The 15,979-nt window shown below is 62.4% G+C and carries 16 protein-coding genes; 14 read left to right on the top strand and 2 right to left on the bottom strand.

What is annotated here, in order from left to right:
* Positions 1-148 precede the first annotated feature (148 nt).
* The 14 genes from AB1384_02465 to AB1384_02400 all read left to right on the top strand — a co-directional run bounded on the left by AB1384_02465 (position 149) and on the right by AB1384_02400 (position 15,030).
* On the top strand, positions 149-1,225 hold the full coding sequence (locus tag AB1384_02465; protein ID MEW6553133.1) for a hypothetical protein: 1,077 nt from the start codon (positions 149-151) through the stop codon (positions 1,223-1,225).
* Between the two features lie 64 nt (positions 1,226-1,289).
* Positions 1,290-2,066 carry a glucose 1-dehydrogenase gene (locus tag AB1384_02460; GenBank protein ID MEW6553132.1) on the top strand — a complete coding sequence of 259 codons (777 nt, stop codon included), beginning with the start codon at positions 1,290-1,292 and terminating at the stop codon, positions 2,064-2,066.
* 35 nt (positions 2,067-2,101) lie between these two features.
* Positions 2,102-4,045 carry an FAD-dependent oxidoreductase gene (locus AB1384_02455; protein ID MEW6553131.1) on the top strand — a complete coding sequence of 648 codons (1,944 nt, stop codon included), beginning with the start codon at positions 2,102-2,104 and terminating at the stop codon, positions 4,043-4,045.
* Between the two features lie 113 nt (positions 4,046-4,158).
* Positions 4,159-4,692 carry an O-acetyl-ADP-ribose deacetylase gene (locus AB1384_02450; protein MEW6553130.1) on the top strand — a complete coding sequence of 178 codons (534 nt, stop codon included), beginning with the start codon at positions 4,159-4,161 and terminating at the stop codon, positions 4,690-4,692.
* Positions 4,693-4,804: 112 nt separating this feature from the next.
* Positions 4,805-5,491, top strand: coding sequence for a hypothetical protein (locus AB1384_02445; GenBank protein MEW6553129.1), 687 nt, complete (start codon positions 4,805-4,807; stop codon positions 5,489-5,491).
* An 11-nt stretch (positions 5,492-5,502) separates the two neighbouring features.
* Complete coding sequence (locus AB1384_02440; GenBank protein ID MEW6553128.1) at positions 5,503-6,288, top strand: enoyl-CoA hydratase-related protein; 786 nt, start codon at positions 5,503-5,505, stop codon at positions 6,286-6,288.
* 52 nt (positions 6,289-6,340) lie between these two features.
* Positions 6,341-7,558: an alcohol dehydrogenase catalytic domain-containing protein gene (locus AB1384_02435; GenBank protein MEW6553127.1), complete on the top strand. Its 1,218-nt coding sequence runs from the start codon at positions 6,341-6,343 to the stop codon at positions 7,556-7,558.
* Between the two features lie 11 nt (positions 7,559-7,569).
* Positions 7,570-8,289, top strand: a complete 720-nt coding sequence (locus AB1384_02430) for an HAD-IB family hydrolase (protein MEW6553126.1) — start codon at positions 7,570-7,572, stop codon at positions 8,287-8,289.
* A gap of 113 nt (positions 8,290-8,402) precedes the next feature.
* Positions 8,403-8,576 carry a hypothetical protein gene (locus AB1384_02425; GenBank protein ID MEW6553125.1) on the top strand — a complete coding sequence of 58 codons (174 nt, stop codon included), beginning with the start codon at positions 8,403-8,405 and terminating at the stop codon, positions 8,574-8,576.
* A 13-nt stretch (positions 8,577-8,589) separates the two neighbouring features.
* Positions 8,590-10,137 carry a phytoene desaturase family protein gene (gene crtI / locus AB1384_02420; GenBank protein ID MEW6553124.1) on the top strand — a complete coding sequence of 516 codons (1,548 nt, stop codon included), beginning with the start codon at positions 8,590-8,592 and terminating at the stop codon, positions 10,135-10,137.
* A 342-nt stretch (positions 10,138-10,479) separates the two neighbouring features.
* The gene (locus AB1384_02415) at positions 10,480-11,151 is read left to right on the top strand and encodes a TetR/AcrR family transcriptional regulator (protein MEW6553123.1); all 672 of its coding nucleotides are present in this window, start codon (positions 10,480-10,482) and stop codon (positions 11,149-11,151) included.
* Positions 11,152-11,335: 184 nt separating this feature from the next.
* Positions 11,336-12,445: an acyl-CoA dehydrogenase family protein gene (locus tag AB1384_02410; protein ID MEW6553122.1), complete on the top strand. Its 1,110-nt coding sequence runs from the start codon at positions 11,336-11,338 to the stop codon at positions 12,443-12,445.
* Positions 12,446-12,457: 12 nt separating this feature from the next.
* Entirely contained in the window at positions 12,458-13,711 is a 1,254-nt protein-coding gene (locus AB1384_02405; protein MEW6553121.1) for an acyl-CoA dehydrogenase family protein, read from the top strand.
* A 221-nt stretch (positions 13,712-13,932) separates the two neighbouring features.
* A complete protein-coding gene (locus AB1384_02400) occupies positions 13,933-15,030 on the top strand; it encodes a hypothetical protein (protein ID MEW6553120.1) in 1,098 nt (365 codons plus the stop codon).
* 44 nt (positions 15,031-15,074) lie between these two features.
* Here the strand turns inward: AB1384_02400 and AB1384_02395 are convergent, their stop codons facing one another.
* Positions 15,075-15,455: a hypothetical protein gene (locus AB1384_02395; GenBank protein ID MEW6553119.1), complete on the bottom strand. Its 381-nt coding sequence runs from the start codon at positions 15,453-15,455 to the stop codon at positions 15,075-15,077.
* 121 nt (positions 15,456-15,576) lie between these two features.
* Positions 15,577-15,978, bottom strand: coding sequence for a hypothetical protein (locus AB1384_02390; GenBank protein ID MEW6553118.1), 402 nt, complete (start codon positions 15,976-15,978; stop codon positions 15,577-15,579).
* Position 15,979 lies beyond the last annotated feature (1 nt).

Genomic DNA, 15,979 nt, shown 5'->3' with positions numbered 1-15,979 from the left:
AGGCATGGTCGGTCACAGCGCGAGAGTACCGGGGACAGGCCTCATTACGGGCCGCCGCAGGGGGGTGGTAGAATCGTTTTATGCACGAACTGCTGCCCAGGCGCCCCGGAACGGAGCGGAAGGCTCCTGGATATGGACGGGAGGTAACATGGTTCAGTCCCTGGCGCGGTGCCGCGAATGCGGCCTTCCCGGGAAACTGGCGGAGGGACTGGAGTGGGGCCCCGGCGGGTTGATCCTGTTGAGGGGCGCCAAACCGCTGCGCCTGGCGCTGCTCGACCAGGAGACGGCGGGTTCCATCCAGGCCTCCCTGGAAGAGAGACATACGCGAGACGCATGCTTGATTGCCGAGGTGGAGGCGGTAAGGGAGGCGGCCGGCCGTGACCACACCGGCTTGAAAGGCAGGCTGTCACGTTATGGAGCGGCCAAAAGGAAGATCCTCGAGTCCATGGAGGGCGATGCGCTCCTCCTCGGACTCGGGCGCATCGAAGTAGAGCGTTTCAATCCGGGTGAGGGCGGTGCAGTGCTCCTGCGCAGGCCTTTCAACCTGGCCATCACCGCGGCTTATGTGACGGGGGTGCTCGAGGACATGGACGTCCGATCCTACGCCATGGCAATAGATACAATTGGAGAGATGGATTTCCGTCTAGTGCTGGAGACGGGGGAACAAGGGGACGGCGATACGCAACGGATAAGCGATGGCGTAAAACGCAGGGGCGCGAGCCACCCGGGAGGAGCCGGAAACATGTGCGAGCGGTGCGGACTGCCCACGCACATGGCCGACTGGCGTTGGGATGAGCTCCATGGGAGCATCCAGGCGGGAGTGGACGGCAGGCGGGTCGCAATGGTCCCGTCATGTCTTTTCGACGCTTTCGAGCGGCTTGATGTCGCCGGCGGGGATGTGCGGACCGGAGTGGTCGGGGAGGCGATATACGGCGCGACCATGAAGAGCCTGCAGGCGGGATCCGGCGATGCTTACGAGAATGGAGGGTTGCCGCCGGAGGTGAGCGGAACGGAGGCGATGCGCGAACGCATGAGCCTCAGGGGATGGGGGGCGGTCGTCACCACCCACTTCAACGGTGGCGAATGGCGGATCGAGGTGGCGAACCCGGTGGATGATGCCCTCATCGCGGGCTGGCTGCGCGCGATATATACTGTTGCGATGGGAAGAGAACCCGGGGTAGAGGTGAGCGGCGGGCCCCGGGCAAGACGCTTTGAGCTGGCATAGTGAACTCCCGCGCGCGGGCGCGGCGAGGATGTGATGGGCGTACAAGATACGTAAAAGGAGGTAGATGCAGTTGTACAGAGAACAGTTCTCCCTGGAGGGCAAGGTGGCCATCGTCACCGGAGGCAGCCGGGGCATCGGCCAGGCCATCGCCGAGGGATATGCCGAGATGGGCGCCAGTGTGGTGCTGGCCAGCCGCAAGGCGGAAGCGCTGGAGGAGGTCCGCAAGGGCATAGAGGCGAGTGGGGGCGAGGCCTACGTCATACCCACCCACATGGGCGACATGGAGGGTATCGGACGCCTGGTGCAGGGGACCCTGGACAAGTACGGCACCATCGATATACTCGTCAACAACGCCGCGACCAACCCAATCTTCTGCGGCACCGGTGACGTGGAGGAGCAGGCCTACGAGAAGATCATGGAGGTCAACGTCAAAGGCCTCTTCTTCCTCACCCAGCAGGTGGGAAAGATCATGTGCGACAAGGGCTCGGGAGCGGTGATCAACGTCTCCTCGGAGGCTGCATTCTGCCCCACCCCCTTCCTCGGGGTATATTCGATCTCCAAGGCCGCGGTGAACATGCTGACCAAGGTATTTGCACAGGAGTGGGGCCCACGGGGGGTGCGCGTGAACGGCATCGCCCCCGGCCTGGTGAAGACGCACTTCAGCCAGGCATTATGGGGCAACGAGGCGATCCTGCAGGCCGCCATCAACTCTATACCGCTCGGGAGGATGGCGGAGCCCGAGGAGATGGTGGGACTGGCGATCTTCCTGGCGTCGGAGGCCTCGAAGTACGTGACCGGGCAGGTGATGCTCATCGACGGCGGCAGGGAGATATCGTCCTGATCTGAGCGGAAAGCGAGACGTGAGAGGGGCCCGACATGGGCGTATCGCTATGGGACCCCGTGCTCATCGGCGGGTTGCGGCTGCGCAACCGGGCGGTGATGCCGGCAATGGGGACCGCCTTCGCCACCCTGGAAGGAGAGGTGACGGAGCGCCTCATAGCCTACCACGCGGCCAGGGCACGGGGCGGCGTGGGCATGATCATAACCGAGGTCTGCGCGGTGCATCCCAGCGGCAGGGCTTTCGCCTCAGAGCTGAGGATCGACGACGACGCTTTTATCCCAGGCCTCGCGGGGCTGGCTGCGGCCATCAAGGAGGAGGGGGCCGGGGCTGCGGTACAGCTGCACCATGCGGGCAGAGAGACCTTCCCCTCCGTCATCGGAGGACAGCCGGTGGCCCCTTCGCCCATCGCCAGCCGCGCCATGGGACAGGTCCCCCGGGAGCTGACTGGGGACGAGATAGTGGAGCTGGTCGGCTGCTTCGCGAGGGCGGCCAGAAGGGCGCGTGAGGCGGGATTCGATGCGGTAGAGATACATGGTGCCCATGGCTATCTGGTCAACCAGTTCATCTCTTTCTACTCCAACCAGCGCGAGGACGCCTATGGGGGTGACGACTCCGGGCGGTTCCGTTTCGCCCGCGAGATAGTGAGAGAGATAAAGAAGGAAGCGGGAGGGGATTTCCCCGTCATCTTCCGTTTTTCGGCCAGCGAGGAGGCGAAGGGCGGGTACGATATCGACTATATACTGCCCCTGCTCCCGCAGCTGGAGGAGGACGGCGTGGACGCGTTCCACGTATCGTGCGGCATCTACGACGCGCCGGGCAACCCGACCAGCCCCGGGCTGCATCATCCCGCGGGCATCAACGTGGAGAGGTCCGCCATGGTTAAAAGGGCGGTGCAAAGCCCGGTGATCGTGGCCGGGAAGATACACGACCCCCGCCTGGCCGAAGAGGTGCTGCGGGCGGAAAAAGCTGACCTGGTCGCCTTCGGGAGGCAGCATCTCGCGGACCCGGAGTTCCTGTCGAAAGCGTCCGCGGGCCGCCACGAAGACATACGTTACTGCCTCTCCTGCAACCAGGGGTGTATCGAGAGGTTGACCTTCGAGTTCAAGTCGACGTCCTGCGTCATCAACCCCCTGGTCGGCCGGGAGTCCCGGCGGTTGGGCCCTGCATCTTCCAGGGGACCCTTCCTGGTGGCGGGAGCGGGCCCGGCAGGCCTGCAGGCGGCGTTGACCCTAGCCGCAGCAGGGGCCGAGGTGCTGCTGTGCGAAAGAGAGGGAACAGCCGGTGGACAGCTCAGGGCGGCCTCGCGCCCTCCCGGCAAGGAGCCCTACGCGGAATGGGTCGCATGGTCCCTGCGTCAGCTCGACTCCCTGGGCGTGCGGCCGGAATACGAAACCGACGCGTGCACGAAGCTGATGGCGGGTGAGGAGTGGGCTGGCGCGGTAAACGCCTGCGGTGCGTGTCCCCTGCTGCCGCGGGTCCCCGGCAGCGAACTGGATATGGACCGCGAGGCGAGGCGCGTACTGCTGGGGGTGGATACGACGGGTAAGAGGGTGGTGGTGGTGGGCGCGGGACCGGTGGGGATGGAGACGGCGCACTACCTCCTGGCTGCGGGAAAAGAGGTCACGGTAGTGGAGGAGAAAGACAATCCACCCGTACCGCCCCTTACCTCACACGGTTTCGCCCTGCACCGCGTGGTGAGGAAGCAGGGATTGCTGCTGCTGGGCACGAGGGTGGTGGAGATAAGCGGCAAGGGAGTGCTGGTGCGGGCCAGGGAAGCGGAGCGGCTCCTGGAGGCGGACACCGTGGTGTGGGCGGTTGGTTCGATACCGGAGGGCGCCTTCGCCGAAGCGTGCGCTGAAGCCGGGGTCACGGTGATGTCCGTGGGAGACGCCCTTGCGCCCAGGCGGCTGCTTGACGCGGTGCACGAGGGCTACAAGGCGGCTTGTGGGATGCTCCACGGGGGGCCGAGCGATGAATGAGGAACGTACGCGGTCCTGGGAGGCGGAGGCCGCTCGTGATATGTTTATGGCCGGGCGGTTACGACCAGGGCACCGGTACTGTCCGGAGAAGACGGCAACGGGAGGTGTTCAGCTTGAGAGAGTTCCTGGGTGGGAGGGTCGCCATCACCAGAGGTGACATAACGGCCTGCGATGTGGACGCCATAGTGAACGCGGCCAACCGCAGTCTGCTGGGGGGTGGTGGGGTCGACGGTGCCATCCACCGCGCCGCCGGGCCCGAACTGCTGCAGGAGTGCCGCACCCTGGGCGGCGCGGAGACCGGCGAGGCCAAGATGACGGCCGGGTACCGGCTGAAAGCGAGGCACGTGATACACACCGTGGGGCCGGTATGGCACGGGGGCGGGGGCGGGGAGGACGGTCTGCTGGCCGACTGCTACCGCAACAGCCTGAAGCTCGCGGCGGCAGCCGGGCTCCGGAGTATTGCGTTCCCGTCCATCAGCACCGGAGCCTACGGTTTTCCCATAGACAGGGCTACCCCAATTGCCTTGCGGTCGACCAGGGAAGTGCTGGAGGAGGAGCCAGGCCTGCGGAAGGTGATCTTCGTCTGCTTCTCCCAGGGCGACCTGGATGTCTACCTCGAGCACGCACCCGGGCTGCTCGGAGATTGAGCAATCGGCCGGCGGCGGGGATAATGGATGCAGCTCCGCGGCCTCGTAGCGGGACACCGGCAAAAGACCAGAGACGGCTGAGTTACGCACTCCAGCCCATAAGGAGCTTTGCTTGAACATCTTGTTCGTATGCACCGGCAACATCTGCCGCAGCACCATGGCCGAAGCCTTCATGGCCGGAGAGCTCGCCGCGGCGAACGGCGCGGCGGATGTCGCTATCGCGTCGGTGGGGTTGCAGGCGGAGGAGGGCATGGTTCCACCCGTGGAGGTAGTCACGGTAATGCGAGAGAGGGGTTTCGATGTCTCGGGACACCGTGCCCGCCAGCTCAGGCGCGCGGACGTGGAGGAAGCCGATCTGATCCTGACCATGGCCATGCACAACAGCTCGCGCCTTCTCACGGCCTACCAGGAGGCCGTGGACCGTGTCTTCACCCTCAAGGAGTTCGTCATCCAGGGAGAGAAGAGGGGCCGCGCGCTCGAAGAGCTTGACCCGGAGAAGAGGCTATGCGAACTGCGGGGATGGATAAGACGCATCGAGGGCCTGGATATGGAGCGGGGAGCGACCGATCTCAATGATAACCTGCGCCTCTTCCTCCTCCACTATTTCCATATCTATGACCACAATTTCACCATAGACGACCCCCTGGGGCAGTCCATGGATTTCATGAGACGCACGGCTGCGGAGATAGAAGACGCGGTTCACAGGCTGGTCGGCGTTGACCTTCTGGCCCTGAACGATAACCGGAGGAGGCCGTCCGGCGCGGCACGGGAAGGATTGCCGACGTCGGCGGACGGATAAGGAGGTCTGTTTTGGAGGATGTACTCTTCAGACGGGAGGGCCAGGTAGAGGTAATCACCCTGAACCGGCCGGAGTCACTGAACTGCTTCAACAACAATATCCTGCTCGCCCTCACACGCAGGTTCGAGGAGCTGCACCAGGACGACGACTGCCGGGCGGTAGTGATCACCGGCGAGGGGAGGGGTTTCTGCACCGGTGCCGACCTGACCGGGACCGGTGCGCGCGCAGATGCCGCGACCCCGGTGGGAATGCGTTTGACCACGCATATCTACTCGTCCGTCATCCGGGGCCTGACCACCATGGAGGTGCCGGTCATCGGGGCCATCAACGGCGACGCGGCCGGCGCGGGGTGCAACTTCGCCCTCGCCTGCGACCTGCTGGTGGCCTCGGAGAAAGCCCGCTTCATCCAGGTATTCGTCCGCCGCGGCCTGGTGGTGGATATGGGGGGGACCTTCTTCCTTCCGCGCCTGGTGGGCCTCTCGAAGGCCAAGGAACTTGCCTTCTCGGGCGAGGCCATCGAAGCGGCAAAGGCCCTGGAACTGGGACTGGTGGCCAAGGTAGTCCCCCACGAGAAGCTGATGGAAGAGGCCATGGAGATGGCCAACAAGCTCGCGCAGGGGCCGACCAGGGCCATCGGTATGATCAAGAAGATGCTCAACCGCTCCTTCGAGACCGACCTGGAGACGGCCCTGGAGTTCGAGGCCTCGCTGCAGGGGATCGCCGTGAGTACCCCCGACGTGGTGGAGGGTATCACCTCTTTTCTGCAGAAGAGGCCGCCCAGTTTCACGGGCAAGTGATGCACCATAACGGGGTGGATTATTGTAAGACCCGGGTTCAGGAGGGGTAGTGATGAAGGCTTTGACGTTCGACTACAGCATTCCCAGGTACCTGCTGACCGGCGCGCTGAGCGACCGTTGGCCACGGGTGCTCACTTCCGCCATGGCGCCCATGCAGGTGAGGGAGGTCGAGGAGCCGGGCCAGATCGGACCCGACTGGGTGAAGGTCAAGCCGAGGCTCTCGGGCTTCTGCGGCAGCGACCTGAGCATAGCCAAGTGCCACGAAAGCCTGACCCTCGAGCCCTTCTCCTCCAACCCTTTCGTGGTGGGCCATGAGGTCTGCGGGGAGATAGCCGAGGTCGGAGAGGCGGTAGAGGGGCTGGCGGCAGGAGACCGCGTGACGGTGATGCCCGCACTGGGGTGCCTGCAGCGTGGCATCGACCCCCCCTGCCGCATGTGTGCACAGGGGCGCTTCCAGCTCTGCGAGAACTGGACAGAGGGCAGCCTGTCCCCGGGCATGTTCATAGGCAGCACGAGCGGGTTGCCCGGGTTCATAAGCGAGATGGGCGTAGCGCATTCCGCGCAGGTCTACAGGGTGCCGGACGGGGTAAGCGACGAGAACGCCGCCCTCACCGAGCCGTTTTCCACCCCGTTGACCATGGTCCTCAACAACCACGTCCAGCCGGGCGAGACGGTCCTGGTCTTCGGCCACGGCGTCATGGGCCTGTGCGCTATCGCCGCGCTCAGGGCACTCCATCCCGACGTGCGCATACTCGGGGCCGAGCTCGACCCCTACCATTCCGGAGTGGCCAGGGACATGGGGGTCGAGGAGGTGGTCAGGCCCGGGGGCAAGCGGTTCTATCGCAGGATCGCCGAGCTCACCGGGGCCAAGATGTACACGCCTACCGTGGCCAAACCCATCCTCATCGGCGGCGTGGACCGCGTTTTCGACGCCGTTGGCTCAACGGACACCCTGAACGCATCGCTGAGGATACTGGCCAACGGCGGCACCTACAACCTCCTGGGCATTACCCAGATAAAGAGGATCGACTGGACTCCGGTATGGCTGAAAGAGCTTACCATCAAGGGCATATATGCATACCAGGAGGATGAGTTCGAGGGCAGGAAGGTTCACGATTTCGAGTTGGCGCTGGACCTCTTTGAAAGCGGAAAAGTGGACCTCTCGCACCTGATCACCCACCGCTTTACCCTTGATGAATGGCCCAAAGCGCTGGACACGGCCTTGAACAAGGGGCGCGAGAGGGCCATCAAGATCGTCTTTACACCATAAGGAGAGAACCGATGCCGCCACCCATAGCCTTCTTCGACCTGGACTACACGCTCCTGGACGGGGCAAACGGAAACCTGGTGGTCAAGTACATGGTGAAGACCAGGCGCATGGGGGTAGACGCCATCTGGAAAGCGGTCAAGTTCACCGTCCTCTACCGACTGGACCGCCTGCCCCGGGAGGAGGTCTACCGCTGGACCTTCCGGGAGTGCGGCAAATACAGCATGGACGAGCTCATATCCATGCTGGACGAGTCCTACGAACAGTACATCATGCCCCGGCTGCTTAGGGAGGGCATCGACCGCGTACGGGAGCATAAAAAGAAAGGGCACACCGTGGTGATCGCCACCGCGGCTGGGGAGTACATGTCGGAGAAGGTAAGGGTACAGGTGGGGGCGGACGACAAGATAGCGGCCATAGCGGCGGTGCGTGACGGGCGGCTGACCGACGAGGTCGAGATGCCCATGCCGTTCGCCGAGGGAAAGGAGATACTGGCGCGCCGTTACGCGGATGCCAGGGGGGTTTCCCTCGCCGACTGCTGGTTCTATTCCGATTCCCTGACCGACATGCCACTGCTGGAGGCGGTGGGCCATCCCGTTGCGGTGAACCCGCAACGCGCCTTACGGCGCATCGCCGAGGAGAGGCGATGGCCGGTGGAGTACTGGAAAACACCGGCGGGATTGACGGTGCCGAGCAAGGCGGAACAGCTGACCTTCGAAGCGGGAGATGGATAACGGGCGCTCCGAGAACCGTACGCGGCGAACAGTTGCCGTGCTTGACGTATGGAGCTGGGCGAAATATAAAGATATTGCGCGTCCTGGGAGGGGTACGACGCGGGAGGCTGCAGATGGGGACGTTGGGTAGGCCACCTCTGAGATCCATGCTGCCGTTTATCACCTGCCTTTGCCTGGGTGCATGCCTGGGGGCAGTCTGGGCCATGGGCCTGGATGACGAGCAGAGGCGGCGGATAAAGAAGAACCTGTTCGAGCTGCGAGAGCTGCCGTTCAGGGTCTTTATCTAAAGGGGTGATAAGGGTGGATTACGACTACGACGTGATCGTCATCGGTGCCGGCATAGGGGGCCTGACCTCCGCCTCGCTCCTGGCCAAGGACGGCCTGAAGGTCCTGGTGCTGGAGAGGCTCGGGCGGGTCGGGGGCTGCTGTTCCAACTACGACGTCAATGGCTTCAAGCCGGAGGTGGGAGCGGTCTTCGTCATCGCCCACGAGTTCTACTACAAACTCTTCGAGCTGCTCGACCTGCGCCTGGAGGACTACATCGACTGGACCCTTATCGACCCTGTTTACCAGGTCTACCTGGAGGACGGCAGCGAAGTGTCCGTGCCGCGCGATTTCGACGCCATGGCTGAGGTGGTGAGGCAGATAGCCCCGCAGGACCTGGACGGCTACTACCGCTACTGCAAGGACCTGGGAAAGATCCACAAGGCCATGCTCGGCTTCATGAAGCACCCCATGCCGGAGATCAGGAAGGTCACCAAGCTGACCAGCCTCGCGAAACTCTTCGCCAGCAGGGAAGCCATACCCGGCTTCATCCCCAGCCAGAAGGTGGCCTTGAGCAACCTGGAGAAGCTGGTGGGAAAATACTTCAAGGACCCGACCCTGCAGCTCATCTTCGGATGGGAGAACATGTACGCCGGGCTTCCCGCCCACCGCTGCCTGGGGATGTTCTCGATGATCACCTACATGAGCCACGTGGGCTATTACTATCCCAAGGGCGGCATGATCTCCATCCCCGGGGCCATCGCCCGCATCGGCCAGGACTACGGTGTCGAACTGCGCCTGGAGGCGGAAGTGGACAGCATCATCGTCACCGGCGGCGAGGCGAAGGGAGTGAAGCTGGCGGACGGAGAGGTGCTGACGGCCAGAGCGGTGGTGTCCAACACCCATTCCCGCTTCACCTATTTCAACCTGTTGAGGGACGCCGGCCTCCCCGGGTGGGTAACCCGGACCGTCATGCGCCAGCCCTGTTCCATACCGGCGCCGATGTTCTACGTGGGGCTCTCGCAGCGGCTCGACAGCGTTAAGTCCCACATGTCCCTCGTTGCACAGAAGAGGGCGAGGGTGGACAATATCTGGACGGACTTCTACGACCGGGGGCTCTTGTATCGTGCCAGCGACGGCATGTACCTGGTCATCGATCCCTCACACGGCGATCCGGACCTGGCGCCCCCCGGCAAGCAGGTCCTGTACACCATCTACATCGGCCCCTATAAACTCAAGTACGACAACTGGGACGACATCGCCGACGACTGGGCGTGGGAGTGCATCAACTACCTGGATAAGAGGTGCTACCCGGGGCTCGTACAGCACATAGAGTGGATGGACTCCGTGCCTCCGACGGAGCTGGAGCGCCGCCTCAACGTCGCCGAGGGCGCCTTCTTCGGCATCGAGATGAGCCTTCCCAACATGGGCCCCTTCCGTCCCAACTACCGCTCGATGCTCGTCGACCGCCTCTACCAGGCGGGGCAGAGCACCAATCCGGGCGTGGGGGTGCCGGGAGCGATGATCTCGGGGATAGCCGTGGCCAGCCTGCTCCTCAACGACTGGCCCAAAAAGCTTGCATAAGACTGTCTGTTGCCAAGGCCGCCACAAGAGAGCCTCGGCCATGGAAGCATGGACTTGGCATACCTGCTCCAAGTGCTGGCAACTGACCTTCTACTTAAGTAATGGCGACCGGGGCCAGTATAAATACTGGCACCAGCGCATGCGCTCCGCTCGCCTCCCCGGCGTGGACAGGTCGGCCTTGACGTTGCTCGCCTGAGGCTCTAAACGCAACGCCGACCATCTCGCGGTAAACAGAACGGACGGAAGTGCGCACACGGATGAGCTAATTGATCGGGGAGTTGGGTGGGAGGTGGAGGGGATATCGTATTTGACAGGGAGGGATGCTGATATTATTGTAATGACATGTCAGTACCAAAAAAACGGCTGCCCGCTCAGCAAAGGCGGGAACAGATTCTCGAGGCCTCCGCGGAGGTATTCTCGCGCAAGGGGTACCGCATGGCCTCCGTCTCGGATATAGTTGATGGCGCCGGGATAGGCAGGGGTACGTTCTATCTCTACTTCGATTCGAAGCGGGAGATATTCCTGGAGCTTATAGAGGAGTTCTTCGGAGGTTATGCCAAGCTTCTGGAGGAGAACCACCGCCACCTCGAGGAGGCTTTCAGGGACGGCGGCAAGGTGCTCAGGGCCTGGAGGGACAACATGTTGAGGTTCCTCGAGTACCATCAGGACAACCCCTTCCTAACCAATATCGTCTATCGCGAGGCCATGGGCCGTGATGAGGATTTCTCGGCAAGGGTGGACGAGCTCTCGAAGCTGGCGCGCGAAAAACTGGTTGACGAGTTCCAGATGATGTACGACCGCGGCATGATGCGGGAATGCGATGTGGAGGTAGTGACCTCCATCGTCATGGGCGCGGCGATCTATCTGGTCATGGAGCACCTGCTCTCCAAGAGCGAGACGGACGTGGAAAGCCTGGCCGACATGATGGTGGAGTACCACATCCGTGCCCTCATCCCCGAGGCCGGGGACATCGACAGGGCACTCAACAGCGCACTTGCCGGGCATCGGGGGTGAAGCGATCTTCGCGCCTCCGCGCAGCCGAAGGGCGATGATGGCCTGTCGCCACGGCACGGATGAGATGGCAAACCAGAATGAACAGATGGGCATTATGGCGGGAAAGGAGGAACGAAGAGGGAATATCTTTGACGCAGAAACCCATACGACGCTTTAGATTTCGTAGGATGAAGGGGTGAAGCTTATGGTTTCGTTCGAGATGAGCGACGAGCAGAAAATGGTGCAGGAGACCGTCGCCTCCTTCGCGACCGACCAGATAGAGCCGATCATGCGGGAATGCGACGAATCGGAGACCGTCCCCGGGGAGGTCATCGCCAAGGGGTGGGAACTCGGGCTCCTGGGAGGGTGCATCCCCGAGGAGTATGAGGGCTTCGGGGAGGAGATCTCCGCCCTCACCAACCAGATAGCCCTGGAGGAGCTGGCATGGGGAGACCTCTCCATCGCCCTGCACCTCATGGCTCCCTCGGTGCTCGCCATCTCCGTGCTCGACCAGGGCACCGAGGAACAGAAGAAGCAGCTCCTGCCGCTCTTCTGCGAGGAGGAGTACAAGGCCGCTTCATGCGCCGTCATCGAGCCGTACTACAATTTCTGTGCCTCCGCCCTCAAGACCACGGCGGTGCGCGACGGTGAGGAATACGTCATCAACGGCAGTAAATGCCTGGTTCCACTGGCGCAGGAATCCGGCAACCTGCTGGTCTTTGCGACAACTACGCCCGGCATGGGCTTTTCCGGTGTCGACGCCTTCATCGTGCCCGGGGGGGCAAAGGGTATGAATATCGGGGAGCGGGAGAAGAACATGGGCGTGAAGGCCCTTTCCACTTATCCCGTGACCTTCAAGGACTGCCGCGTTCCGACGGCGGCGCGGCTGGGCGGCAGCTCCGGATGCGATTTCCTGCGCGTGCTGTCACGCTCGCGCCTTGGCCTTTCCGCGCTGGCGGTGGGCATGAGCCGCAGGGCCCTGGAGCACTCCATCGATTATGCCACCCAGAGGGTCGCCTTCGGGGAGCCCATCGGTTCGCGCCAGGCCATAGCCTTCATGATCGCAGAGATGGCCATCGAGGTCGACGCGGCGCGCCTCCTGGCCTGGGAGGCGGCCTGGCGCTGCGATAACGGCATTGAATTCGAAAAGGAAGCGGCACTGGCGAAGAACTACGCCGCGGATACGGCCATGATGGTCTGCGACCGCGGCGTGCAGATCATGGGCGGCCACGGCTATGTCCGGGACAACCCGGTGGAACTGTGGTTCCGCAACGCGCGAGGGTTCGCCAGCTTCGAAGGCTTCGTCATGGTATAGGGAGGTGGGAAGATGATAGACTTTGAACTCTCTCCACGCATCAAGGCCACCAAGAACATGGTCCACATGTTCGCGGAGCAGGCCGTTCGTCCCGTCGCCCGCCAGTACGACGAGAACGAGCACGAGAAGCCCTGGGACCTTCTGAAGATGGTACAGAAGGTGATGGGCGGAGGCATCGCCGGCGCCCTGGGCAGCCCGGAGAAGAAAGAGAAGAAAGAGGACGAGGAGCCCAAGGAAAAGAAGCCCAAGGAGACCAACCTCGCCGGCGCAATAACCGTCGAGGAGATCTTCTGGGGAGATGCGGGGATCGCGCTGGCCTTCCCGGGCCCGGGCCTCGGGGGCGCCGCGGTACAGGCGAGCGGTACGCCCGAGCAGAAGGAGAAGTTCCTCGCCCGTTTCGCCGCAGAGGAGCCCGCCTGGGGGGCCATGGCCATCACCGAGCCCGAAGCAGGCTCGGATACCGCCAACCTCAAGACCTCGGCTGTGCTGGACGGTGACGAATGGGTCATCAACGGCGAGAAGATCTTCGTTACCTCGGGAAAGAGCGCTCTGGAGGATTCCGAAGGCTTCGTGGTGGTCTGGGCCACCATCGACAAGTCGGCGGGAAGGGCGGGCATCAAGCCCTTTATAGTCGAGCACGGGACCCCCGGTATGCAGATCACCAAGATCGAAGACAAGATGGGTATACGCTGCTCGGACACCGTATCCATCTCCTTCATGGACTGCCGCATACCCAAGGAGAACATCCTAGGGAGCGCCGAAGTGGTGGACAAGACCAAGACCGAGGGTTTCAAGAAGGTCATGGCGACATTTGACGCAACACGGCCTCTGGTGGCGGCCATGGCCATCGGAGTCGGACAGGCATCCCTCGACTTCATGAGGCAGAAGCTGACAGAGGAGGGCGTCGAACTGCGCTACGGCATCAACCCTCACCGCATGACCTCGCTGGAGCGGGACGTGATGCAGATGGAGGCGGACCTGAAGGCGGCGCGCTTGCTCACCTGGAGAGCGCTTTGGATGCTGGATAACGGCCTTCGTAACGATCTGCAGTCCTCCATGGCCAAGGCCAAGGCGGGTCTGGCGGTGACTCGTATCACCCAGAAGGCGGTCGAGTTGATGGGCCCCCTCGGCTATTCCAGGGAACTGCTGCTGGAAAAGTGGATGCGGGACTCCAAGATCAACGATATCTTCGAGGGCACCGGCCAGATCCAGCTGCTGATAACGGCCAGGCGCCTCCTCGGGTTCTCGCGCGAGCAGTTGAAGTAGACCGGGCCAAAGTAGAGAGATGGGCCGGCCATGCCGGCCCATCTTTTTTCATGGCGTGAGGACGGGCTGGCGCTGTGAACCGTATGGAGGCGGCGGCGGTATATGCGTTAGATGGGTGAGGAGCTTGTGTTAGAATTGTCAAGTTCCACTAAAATGGAAAGCGGAAAAATGACGAATCAACGGGTAGCGGGTCCGGTGCATGAACAAGGAGAGAGGAATAAGTGAAAGAACCGGCTGCATCGGTCAGTATCGCCAGGTACAGGCCTTTCCTCCGTGCCTGCAAGGAGTGCGGCGTTCCCATGGCCATATCCAGGAACCACATCTGGGAAGAGCACGGACGCATCATGAGCAGGGACAACTCCCAGAGGCTCGTGATCGTGGAATCGAAGCTCATCGGCGGTATCCTGGAAAGGGTCTCGGAGAAGGTGGAGAGCGGCATGGAGAAGACCTTCATCCATGCCAAGGCATTCGATGCCAGCCACTACACGCGCTCGCTCATGGTGGGTTGGAAGAGGCTAGCCGCCGCCTATCCGCTGTCGAGGAAGTCGTATTACCAGCTCATGTGCCTTCAGGCCCGAATCCTCGGTATGGGTGATGCGCGGTTGCTCCATTACGAGCGGGGGAAGAAGGCCGAAGTGGCGTGCACGCACTGCTACAACAAGACTTTTTTCGCTGGGGACATCCTGGGGGCGGCCTATACCGGCGAGAACCGGGAGGCGGACATCGCGGTTAGCGAGAAGGACGGGGAGATACTCTACAGCCTGACTTTCCTGGATAACGAGGACTTCGAGGCCATCGACGACTATTCGTTCAACTGGGAAGTGCCCCTGCCGGGCTACATCAACTTCAAGCGCTGCAAGCGGTGCGGGATACCCTTCTCGGTCAGCTTCTTCTCCTGGGACATCGACCGGGGGCTTATGGTTGATACCTACAACGGCGAGCCGGTCACGCTCATCAATGTCGCTGGCATCAACCTGGTGCATGCAGAGCTGAAGGCCAAGCACGGCGACTGGGTCGACGGCTTCCTAGCCGCGGAGATAAAAGAGATGGTGGACGGCATCCTCCCCGCGCTGGAATGGAAGAGGCGCCGCCCCGAAGAGAGGATCCGCGACCTCTTCTTCCTCGCCTATCGCGGCATGGGCAACCCCATATTCACGGAGCCCATCGAGGATGGCATAAGGGTCAGGATAGAGAACCCGTTCAATTACCCCATCGTGGCGGGCGTGGTCGCGTCCTTCCTCTCCCGGGGCAGGGAGGTGGAGTTCGACTGGGAAAAGACCATGCCGGGCAGGATGGAGGTAAACCTGCACTTCGCCTAGGGGGGTCAAGCTTCACCCGTGGCGGGGATACGCCTGCCTCCGGGCTAGCTGCTTTCCAGGAGACCGCCCCACTCGTCCTGCAGGAGGTTGAAGAGCTCCTTGACCTCGCCGCGCAGCTCGCTCTTACGCGCGTCCTCCCGGATGCGGCGTTTGGTCTTGAAGTCGGGGTCGTGAAAGACCTTACGGACGAGGTCTTCCGCGCCCTCGCCGTCGAATTCCCTGGTGAGGAAGAGGGCCTGGCGGTTCTCCTCCCCGTCCTTGTGCCACTTCTCGACGGCGATGCCGTAATAGCGGCAGAGGACGTTCTTCGCCTTGATCAGCTCGAAGTCGTCCACATGGAACTCGCGCATGAGATCCTCATCGTATGTGAAACCCTGCCTGATGATGAGATAAGCGATCTTCTCGGCAAGCTCTCGCGGATCCAAACCGGAACACCCCTTCATTACGCGAATACAAAGATAATATCTTATCGGATTCAGCGGCGGAATAATTGAGGCCTGGTGAGGCCAGGGAGACTGGCCGCTGATGCGGGACCGCCCGCAGGCCTCAGCGGTGCGCGGAGAGGTTAGTGATAAAAGACCTGCTCCCGGTCTCCTCGCGCAGGTATTCGTCGAATTCGTCCTCGGTCACGTCGATGCCGGAGTGCAGAAAAAGGGTATAGAGGTAGAAACTCATGTAGGTCCACTCGCGCTGCAGGTCCTCCGCCAGCTTATCGCGTTTGCTCTTTACCGGGATGAGGCGTTCTCCCTCGTACTCCAGCTCGTTTATCTTTCTGCGCAAATCCCTGCAGGTGCGGATGGCGTCCCGCGTCTCGTACTCCAGGTCCATCTTGCTCATGTTGTTGATATTGCGTATCCATGGGGTGATCTCGTCGGACGACTGGCCGTGTTTGAACAGGTTGTAGTAGGCGGCCAGCTTCCTCAAGACCTCCTCCGGTACCTCCAACATC

The sequence above is a fragment of the Actinomycetota bacterium genome, from assembly GCA_040757835.1.
Taxonomy (GTDB): domain Bacteria; phylum Actinomycetota; class Geothermincolia; order Geothermincolales; family RBG-13-55-18; genus SURF-21.
Note: the sequence above shows the minus strand (reverse complement) of the source record. Positions and strands in the feature narration are given on the sequence as shown.

Excerpts from the sequence above, each read along its gene's own strand:
- AB1384_02465 (MEW6553133.1), top strand. The coding sequence starts at position 149 with ATGGTTCAGTCCCTGGCGCGGTGCCGCGAATGCGGCCTTCCCGGGAAA.
- AB1384_02460 (MEW6553132.1), top strand. The coding sequence starts at position 1,290 with ATGCAGTTGTACAGAGAACAGTTCTCCCTGGAGGGCAAGGTGGCCATC.
- AB1384_02455 (MEW6553131.1), top strand. The coding sequence starts at position 2,102 with ATGGGCGTATCGCTATGGGACCCCGTGCTCATCGGCGGGTTGCGGCTG.
- AB1384_02435 (MEW6553127.1), top strand. The coding sequence starts at position 6,341 with ATGAAGGCTTTGACGTTCGACTACAGCATTCCCAGGTACCTGCTGACC.
- AB1384_02430 (MEW6553126.1), top strand. The coding sequence starts at position 7,570 with ATGCCGCCACCCATAGCCTTCTTCGACCTGGACTACACGCTCCTGGAC.
- AB1384_02425 (MEW6553125.1), top strand. The coding sequence starts at position 8,403 with ATGGGGACGTTGGGTAGGCCACCTCTGAGATCCATGCTGCCGTTTATC.
- AB1384_02415 (MEW6553123.1), top strand. The coding sequence starts at position 10,480 with ATGTCAGTACCAAAAAAACGGCTGCCCGCTCAGCAAAGGCGGGAACAG.
- AB1384_02410 (MEW6553122.1), top strand. The coding sequence starts at position 11,336 with ATGGTTTCGTTCGAGATGAGCGACGAGCAGAAAATGGTGCAGGAGACC.
- AB1384_02405 (MEW6553121.1), top strand. The coding sequence starts at position 12,458 with ATGATAGACTTTGAACTCTCTCCACGCATCAAGGCCACCAAGAACATG.
- AB1384_02390 (MEW6553118.1), bottom strand. The coding sequence starts at position 15,978 with ATGTTGGAGGTACCGGAGGAGGTCTTGAGGAAGCTGGCCGCCTACTAC.